The sequence below is a fragment of the Pseudoalteromonas porphyrae genome, from assembly GCF_001298125.1.
Lineage (GTDB): Bacteria > Pseudomonadota > Gammaproteobacteria > Enterobacterales > Alteromonadaceae > Pseudoalteromonas > Pseudoalteromonas neustonica.
Map to the genome: position 1 here is coordinate 1 of NZ_LHPH01000065.1, position 1165 is coordinate 1165.

General features: G+C 34.8%; 2 protein-coding genes. One reads left to right on the plus strand and one right to left on the minus strand.

Annotation, left to right across the window (positions count from 1 at the left end; translation table 11 throughout):
* The first annotated feature begins 307 nt into the window (after positions 1 to 307).
* On the plus strand, positions 308 to 934 hold the full coding sequence (locus ADS77_RS21130; protein WP_161803897.1) for an AAA family ATPase: 627 nt from the start codon (positions 308 to 310) through the stop codon (positions 932 to 934).
* A 65-nt stretch (positions 935 to 999) separates the two neighbouring features.
* Here ADS77_RS21130 and ADS77_RS21135 read toward each other — a convergent pair.
* Positions 1000 to 1165 (minus strand): ATP-binding protein (locus ADS77_RS21135; protein ID WP_161803898.1); only part of this gene is annotated, 166 nt, incomplete at its 5' end.

Consider the following 1165-nt stretch of genomic DNA (forward strand, 5'->3'; position numbering starts at 1 on the left):
GAGAAAAATATCCTTGCTTAACGGTTAAACATTAGGTTTAATGAATAGATAATAAATGCTGAGCAATGCAGGGATAGCTTAGATACGATAGACACGCCAATGAAATTGGTTTGATATCACTTAGGCCATAAAAAACAAATTCCCATAGCATAAACAACACCAACTCTATACACCGAGCAGGTAGCGCCTCAGTCCAACAAGCGATTATGCAACACAAACTGCGTGTCGCATAAATACTAAAATGTTAGCAGTTTCTCATCATTTAGCATTTTACATCGTAAAAATAGTTCACATCGGGAAAGGACACATGATTCGGTTAATTAGTATAAAGAATTTTAGATCTATTCAAACTCAAGTTGCTCCAATTGAAGAAATTACAACTTTTGTTGGTCAAAACGATGCTGGAAAATCGAATATTTTAAGGGCGCTTAATCTCTTTTTTAATGGAGAAACAGACCACAATACTTCCTATAACTTTAAATCAGATTTCAATATTAATGCTAAGACTTATAAGCAAAGAGCCAAAGAAATAGTAATAGAGTTAGGGCTAAAGTTACCACCAACATATAGACGTGACGGATACCCTGAAACGGTATATTGGAAAAGGGTTTGGCGCGAAAGCGGGGAACATAAACCAAGCGAAGAGATAAAATATTGCATCATAAAAAATAACAAGTTCACACAAAAATCTGATTTTCCCGCTCGAAGCAAAATAAAATCACTACTGGAAAATGTTAATTTTATATATATACCAGCCATAAAAGACAAAAATTTCTTCATTGACCTGCAAGGTAAAATATATGACGTACTTGCCCAAACAGCAGAGAGTGATCTTCACTCTTCAGCGAATAATTTTGAGACCAAAATTAAAAATGAATTTACTGAGTTATTAACGGCTATCGATACTACGTTTAATAATTGCGTATTCTCATGACTTTGATCACCGATTCTCATCAGCTTTGATCACCTGATTTATCATTTTGTAGAGCCGTTTTTAAATTAGCTTAACTGATCATCATCAGTCAATTTATTTAACTGTTTTCGTATCGATTCTCCTTTTAAGTTCAACTTAATCGAACCATGAATTAGCCTATCTAAAATGGCGTCAGCATGGGTTGATTCTCCGATCATCTCATGCCAGTTTTCCTGCGGGAGCTGACTTATT

Excerpts from the sequence above, each read along its gene's own strand:
- ADS77_RS21130 (WP_161803897.1), top strand. The coding sequence starts at position 308 with ATGATTCGGTTAATTAGTATAAAGAATTTTAGATCTATTCAAACTCAA.